The following is a 7083-nucleotide window of genomic DNA, read 5'->3' on the forward strand; positions in this document are numbered from 1 at the left end:
GGTCAATTTTCACGCCTTGCGGCGCTGATTCCTTTGACGATTAGAATTTCTTATACGGATCAATTACAGGATATGCCTGTGCGATGCGTGTGCCTACCTTGTAGTGGACGCCCGGCTGAGCGGTGAAGGAAACATTGCTCTTCTCCTGGAAGGCCATGCAGCAGTCGGAGCCGCCGAACTGGAAGTAGCTGATCTCCTCGCCCTTGTATAGGGTGCGGCCTACTTCTGCGGTAGGAATTATGGATGAAACCTGTCCCATGCCGATAGGACAGACGGCTACGAGACCGATCGGGCTGTCGATGATGAACACGCCACGGGTCTGCATGAACTCATAGCCTGCCGAGTCGGGAGCGTCGATCTTGAAGGCCTTGTTGGAGGCATCGGGATTGACCGCCACGGTGTTGCCGACGACGGTCTGGAGGTCCTTCTGGCCTTCGACAGGTTTCAGGGTCATCTGTACGTAGACTGCGCCCTGGATCACTCTTGCCTCGACCACTGTGCCTGCTACAGGAGTGTGCTGGCGGTGGTAGTCGTAGGTGTTGAGGAACGAGTGGGTCCACTGTCCACCCTTGAAGCAGTCCTTGTACTGGCTTCCTTCGAGAAGTTCCTGGATCTGCCAATAAAGTCCCTTGATGTTGACGGCGGTGTTGGAGTTTACCTCCCATTGTCCGGCGAAAGTGCTTTCTGCCGGCGAGACGATCACGCGCGAATCCTCGATGGCTGCGATAGGACGGTAGCCCGGTTTGGTGCGGCGTGCGAATAGCTGGTTGACGGTTTTCCATCCGCCACGCGGACGTACATACTCACCCATGTTGTATGGGCCGGCTTCCATGAATGACTTCTCGACTTCGGGAGTGAACTGGGCGGGATCGTCCATCCACTGGCCGAGTGCAATCTGATATTCACGCATCCATTCCGACAGCGGGGTAAGGGCCGGATCGGTGGGGCGGGGGACTACCGGATTCTGGTACTGTCCGACGGGAGCCACGTCGAGAAGATAGTACATGGTCTTGAACTTCTCAAGGGTGGCCGTGCCGTAACGGTTCTCAAGCCAGGGTGTGGTGAGGTTCTTGTCGTTCCATTCGATGTAGTCGTCGAGGTTACGGAACTGCTGGTACTCCACGACGTTTTTCTGGTGGACTATCTCCAGCGCTTTTTCAAGTGCTGCACGCATCTTGCCTCCGTCGGCGTTGATAAGTTCGACGAATTTCTGCATGATGGGCTGTAATTTCGTTGTATCCATGATTGTTTTTTTATTTCTTTGTTAGATGTGTCAGAGAATATAGCCTTACGGTTTATTTACGCCCGATCACGGGATTGGCGATGGCAAGACGTGTACCTACCTTGTAGTGCACGCCGGGCTGGGCGGTGAAGGAGACATTGCTCTTTTCCTGGAATACCATCACGATGTCGGAGCCGCCGAACTGGAAGTAGCTGATCTCCTCTCCCTTGTGGAGGGTGCGGCCCACTTCTGCGGTAGGAACGATCGACGACACCTGTGCCATTCCCATAGGAAGGACTGCGACGAGTCCGATGGGGCTGTCGATCACGAAAAGACCGCGTGTCTGCATGAACTCGTAGCCCGGATCGTCGGGAGCGCCGAAAACACGCTTGCCTACGAGCTGGGTCTTGCCGTCGGGGTCGCCTGGGATAGGCTCGGCTGTAACCTGCAGGTAGACTGTGCCCTGGATTACGCGGGCCTCAAGTATCGTGCCGGCGACAGGCATGTGCTGGCGGTGGTAGTCGGTGGTGTTGAGGAACGAGTGTGTCCACTGGCCTCCCTTGAACGCCGAGGCGTAGGGGCTGTCCTGAAGAAGTTCTTCGATGTTCCAATAGATACCCTTTATATCCACACCGGTGTTTGAGTTCACTTCCCATTGGCCGTCGAATGTGGCATCGGCAGGTGCGGTGATAACGCGCGAGTCGCCGATAGCGGCTATAGGACGGTAGCCGGGCTTGGTGTAGCGGGCGAAGAACTGGTTGTAGCTCTTCCAACCTCCGTGAGGACGCTCGTATTCATCCATGTTGTAGGGCGCCGACTTGTAGAATGTCTCCTCCGATTCGGGGGTGAGGGTAAGAGGATTGTCCATCCATTCGCCGAGGGCGTTGATGAACTTGCGCATCCAGGCCGACAGCGGGGTGGGAGGCTGCATGCGGTCGTGGGGCATGACGGCGTTCTGCAGCTCCTTGACCGGGCTTTGGTCGAGTATGAAGTAGAACTTGCATACATGCTTGAAAACTTCCTTGCCGTAGCGGTCCTCTACAGGTACCCATTTAAGCTGGGCGTCGACCCACTTGAAATAATCATCGAGAGTCTTTACGTCCTCGAAGCCTATGACGTTGTAGGACTGGGCTTTTTTAAGAGCTTCCTCAAATTTGCTCTGCCAACCGTTCTGTGCGATCATATCGATCAACTCCTGCACGATTGGATGATACTGCGTGGTAGCCATTGAAAAATGAATTAAAAGTAAATGTATATATTTATGTAGGTTTGTTCGTCGAGAATCAGGAATCGCTTTCTTTTCCGCGTCTCTTATGATAAAACACCACGATTGAGATATAGTTAGTGGTTGAAATGTTAATGCCACTGTTAAAAATTTGGTGGGTAAGCTTATGCGGCTGTTGTCGAGGATTTACTTTTTTTACCATGCGTTTTTTCCATCATAATTTCTTGGAATATTCAACAAGATGACCTATCTTTGCGTTATAGAATCAGGAATAGAGATTCCGACGGGCGTAACCCGCATAGGTATTAAGCCATCGGCGAGGCTATGCTCCGGTAATGATAACACCACATCAAAGTAGATTGGGAAACTCATCAATTAATAGTGAAATACCGAGACAAGCTTAGCTGTCTGATGGCGGGCCCCATCCCTCTTTTCGGAGAGTGGAGGTGTCTACGACACCAAGGCGGATTACAAAGGATGGCGAGCGCTCAAATCCTGTCATTCGGAGTTTCATCGCATTCCTTTGATGTGGCATTTTAAAAGAACGGGTAGGCCTGCGAGGCTTGCCCGTCCTTTTTTCGCTATATCTCTCCTTTATCAATATACTCGGATCAACCATATATGTGCTATACATTCTTCAGAAGATACGGCAGAGTGGCTGTGATGGCCGCAGTGATGGCCGTCTGCGCGTCTGTCGGAACGGCCGCGCCTCAGAATAAACAAAATAAACAGGTGGAGGATAGGCTGCCACATCTCGCACGGCCTCTTGACATACCGCTGCTTCTAAGCGGAAATTTCGGTGAGCTGCGGCGAAACCATTTCCACTCGGGACTCGACTTCAAGACGCAGGGACGCACCGGACTGCCCGTGCGCAGCGCCGACGATGGCTGGGTAAGCCGTATCGTGGTGTCGCCGTGGGGATTCGGTCGTGCCGTGTATGTGATGCATCCGTCGACCGGCCTTACCACCGTCTACGGGCATCTTGAGGCATTTTCCCCGACAATCGACAAGCGTGTGCGTGACGAGCAATATGCACGCGAATCATTTTCTGTCGATATGGAGTTCATGCCGGGAGAAATTCCGGTGAAACGGGGCGAGACAATCGGCCGCAGCGGCAATGCCGGTTCGTCGGGAGGCCCTCACCTGCATATGGACGTGCGCGACACCCGCACGGGCGACGCGCTCGACCCGATGCCGTACTATCGCGGCGACATAAAAGACGATACGGCGCCTGAGGTGCGCGCGATTGCTCTATATGCAGAGGAAGGGGAGGGGACTGTGGCCGGTCCTGCGGTACTCGTCCCTGCAAAAGCGGCGCAAGGCTTCACGGCATGGGGGGCGGTGATACCCGGCATAAAGGCATATGACCGCATGACCGGTACCACAAATATATACGGCGTGAAGCATCTGGCGCTGGAGGTCGACGGCAATGAGGTGTACCGGCGTACCATTGACCGCTTCTCTTTCGGTGACACAAAGGCCGTCAACACTCTTACGGATTATGCAGGTGTGGTCAACAACGGTTCATGGATGATGTGGACACGCATTCCCGGGTCGGAACCTCTTGGCGATATGATACGTACGGTCGATCGTGGCATGATAGTGGTCGACGAGGAGCGTGACTATAAGTGCCGGTGGATTCTGGAGGATGAACATGGCAACCGTCGGGTGCAGCCGTTCACGATACATGGGCGTAAGGCCGTTATACCGGCGGCACGACGAAACGGCAATCTTATAGACCGCAGAGGCCGCAATACTTTCAATGTAGATGGTGCGACTGTGATCTTTCCAAAAGGGACGTTCTATGATGATTGCTACGTGGCCATCTCCGCGTCTCCCTCTGACAAGTATGTCACGCCGGTCTATTCCGTAGGCGATGCCGGTGTGCCTGTTAGTGGGGAGTTCTCGTTGGATATCGATGTCCCGGCGGCGGCTCTGCCTGATTCCTCGAAACTATGCATGGTGAGGATCAGCCCTAAAGGGAGGGCGACGCGCGTGGATGCTTCCTACGCTGAGGGCAGGATGTGTGGGCGTCCGTCGGCATTGGGGCGCTTCGCCGTAGCCATCGACACGGTGGCGCCCAAGGTGCGTCCGGTGAAGCCGGAGACATGGGGGCGCATCGGCAAGGTAAAATACGTGATTTCCGACAACCTCAGCGGTGTAAAAACATATCGCGGCACTATCGACGGGAAATTCGCGCTTTTCGAGCTTGACGGCAAGACCGCCACGGCTACATTCGTGATGGATTCGTCACGTTTTTCCAAAGGTAGGAAGCATGAGGCGGTCATGACAGTCACTGATGCCTGCGGGAATACGACCGTTGGACGTCACTCGTTCACATGGTAAGCTTTTATAGGCCGTTTTAAACAGCCGATTATTCCAATATCCCGAGGGCGTTGGCTACACGGCACGCCTCTACGGAGTTTCTTACCTGTAGTTTTGCAAGGATTTCCTGGCGGTGGCGGCTGACGGTATGCGGGCTTATGGACAGCGCCTCGGAAATCTCCCGGCTCGAGCGTCCGGTGGCAATCAGGCCGAGCACCTGTTTTTCGCGTGGAGTGAGTATGCCGGCATCGGTGTCTGACGACAATGGATGCAATTTGCCGGTGACGGAATTTACCGCGACGCTTCTGCCGGGGAAATCAAACACCAAAGGGCCGTAAAGGCACAGTGCGTGGCTCACCGCATCATTACATTGGTCATGTATATAGTACATGCGATGAAGCACTTCCCTTACCATATGGCGAGAGTCGGTGAAGTGTAGTTTTGTGGCAAGAAAATAATGTGTGCGGCGCCCCCGTGGCACATGCCGGAGGAAATTGTAGAACCGCAGTTCCGCAAGGTACTTTTCGTCACGGTCGGCAGACGGGATGAGGGCAAGAATCTCCTTTTCCCAAATGGAATTTTCCTCGGAATAATGCTCTATTCCGAGCAGGCTTCCGAAAGCACCGCTGAATATGCGGCTTTTGCCCGACCTCAGGTCGCTAAGCACGGCCACGACATTTTCAGTCAAGGCAATGGCCTCGGCATAACGTTGGAGGGTGTTGCTCGCATTATCGCCCGGTGATGCCGTGGACTGTCGTTTGAGTATGGAATCGAGTTTTCGGAAGCTATCCATTGGCATAAATGGTTATTTATAGCCATTGACGGTTATGGCGCAGAATGTTAACTTTGCAAAGTTAATAAATTCAAATGGTTGTCAATCTCAAATAATATGTTTAAAACGTAAAACGTGATTGATACAACATATTAAAGTCAAAATCTACCGATATGAATGTCAAAACGATTCTTTTCACGGCGCTCGCCGCAATGTCAGCATCATTATCTTCCGCACAGACGCTCGAGAAGATGAACTGGTTTAACGAACCGGAACAATGGAATATAAATGCCGGAGAACTCACCATGAGGGTGACGCCTAAAAGCGATTACTGGCGCATATCGCACTATGGATTCACAGTCGATGACGCCCCGTTCTATTATGCGGAATATGGCGGTGAATTTGAGGCTAAAGTGAAGATAAGCGGCGACTATCGGACGCGCTTCGACCAGGCGGGCATGATGATACGTATCGATCACGAAAATTACATCAAGACGGGTATAGAATTTGTCGACGGGAAATACAATCTAAGCACCGTAGTCACCCACAGGACATCGGACTGGAGCGTGATTGCTCTCCCTCGTCCGGTCGACTGCATATGGATAAAGGCGGTTCGCCGTCTTGATGCCGTTGAGATATTTTACTCTTTCGACGACAAGGAGTATGTCATGATGCGCAACGCATGGCTTGAGGCGAACCATCCGGTGAAAATCGGCATGTTTGCCGCATCGCCCGACGGCGAGGGTTTCAATGCCAAGTTCTCCGGCTTCTCGGTAAAGCATCTGCCGGACGCGGTCAGAACCAAATGGCTCAAGCAGAACTCTGCTCAATAATCAGTTTTTCGGAAAGATAAAGCACTATCTCTCATGATGATATGATAGTATGGCGGTGTGCCGCAATCAGTCGGCACGCCGCCGTCTGTAACGAGGACGCAGGAATTCTGCGGACGAATCGGCATGGCTGTTGCAAGCTACATCCCGGAGAATGTTCATGAGGGTGTGTCATAATGGTTCATCTGGGTCGTCGCTATCGACATTCGGGTTCTTTCTCCGCGATGCTACGAAAGCGGCAAGCCGATAGCGGTCACGTAGGGAACTACGCTCCCATCAGCCTCAGTCTCAGCTCCTACCATCTGAGGCCATTCTCTGCAAAGCAGAGCGCTTCGCGATGACTGACAGCACCCTCCCATCCAGACATAAAAACGGCGGTATGCCGAATTTCGATACACCGCTGCCTTTCATTTCATTGATATCCTTGATTATCAGTATGTTGCTTCGAGGATGAGTGCTCTATGCATAAAAAACGTGTAATTTTCTAAAAAATACGCGGGAAAATATTTGGTCAATTGGAAAAACATCCATAACTTTGCAATCGCAAAACGGAAATCATTGCTCATCGACGGAGGTTGAATTAAAGCATGATTCTCAATAAGAAACGTGATTAAACAATTTTCTTATTGTCCACCTTTTGCAAAGAACATAAATATTGCCTTGTGGTGTAATGGTAGCACGTCGGATTCTGGTTCCGCCTGTGAGGGTT

The 7083-nt window shown here is 52.5% G+C and carries 5 protein-coding genes; 2 read left to right on the forward strand and 3 right to left on the reverse strand.

The features are described from left to right. Positions 1–40 precede the first annotated feature (40 nt). Together QZ303_RS08185 and QZ303_RS08190 are read right to left on the reverse strand one after the other, a co-directional pair. Positions 41–1243: a phosphatidylserine decarboxylase gene (locus QZ303_RS08185; protein WP_295731551.1), complete on the reverse strand. Its 1203-nt coding sequence runs from the start codon at positions 1241–1243 to the stop codon at positions 41–43. Positions 1244–1295: 52 nt separating this feature from the next. Next, positions 1296–2450, reverse strand: a complete 1155-nt coding sequence (locus tag QZ303_RS08190; RefSeq protein ID WP_295731553.1) for a phosphatidylserine decarboxylase — start codon at positions 2448–2450, stop codon at positions 1296–1298. A 618-nt stretch (positions 2451–3068) separates the two neighbouring features. Here QZ303_RS08190 and QZ303_RS08195 point away from each other — a divergent pair. After that, positions 3069–4793, forward strand: coding sequence for a M23 family metallopeptidase (locus tag QZ303_RS08195; RefSeq protein ID WP_295731555.1), 1725 nt, complete (start codon positions 3069–3071; stop codon positions 4791–4793). A 28-nt stretch (positions 4794–4821) separates the two neighbouring features. Here the strand turns inward: QZ303_RS08195 and QZ303_RS08200 are convergent, their stop codons facing one another. After that, a complete protein-coding gene (locus QZ303_RS08200; RefSeq protein WP_295731557.1) occupies positions 4822–5565 on the reverse strand; it encodes a LuxR C-terminal-related transcriptional regulator in 744 nt (247 codons plus the stop codon). A gap of 152 nt (positions 5566–5717) precedes the next feature. Here QZ303_RS08200 and QZ303_RS08205 point away from each other — a divergent pair, with 152 nt between their 5' ends. Further along, positions 5718–6377, forward strand: a complete 660-nt coding sequence (locus QZ303_RS08205; RefSeq protein ID WP_295731559.1) for a DUF1349 domain-containing protein — start codon at positions 5718–5720, stop codon at positions 6375–6377. The last annotated feature ends 706 nt before the right edge of the window (positions 6378–7083 follow it).

This window comes from uncultured Muribaculum sp., assembly GCF_910583865.1.
Lineage (GTDB): Bacteria > Bacteroidota > Bacteroidia > Bacteroidales > Muribaculaceae > Muribaculum.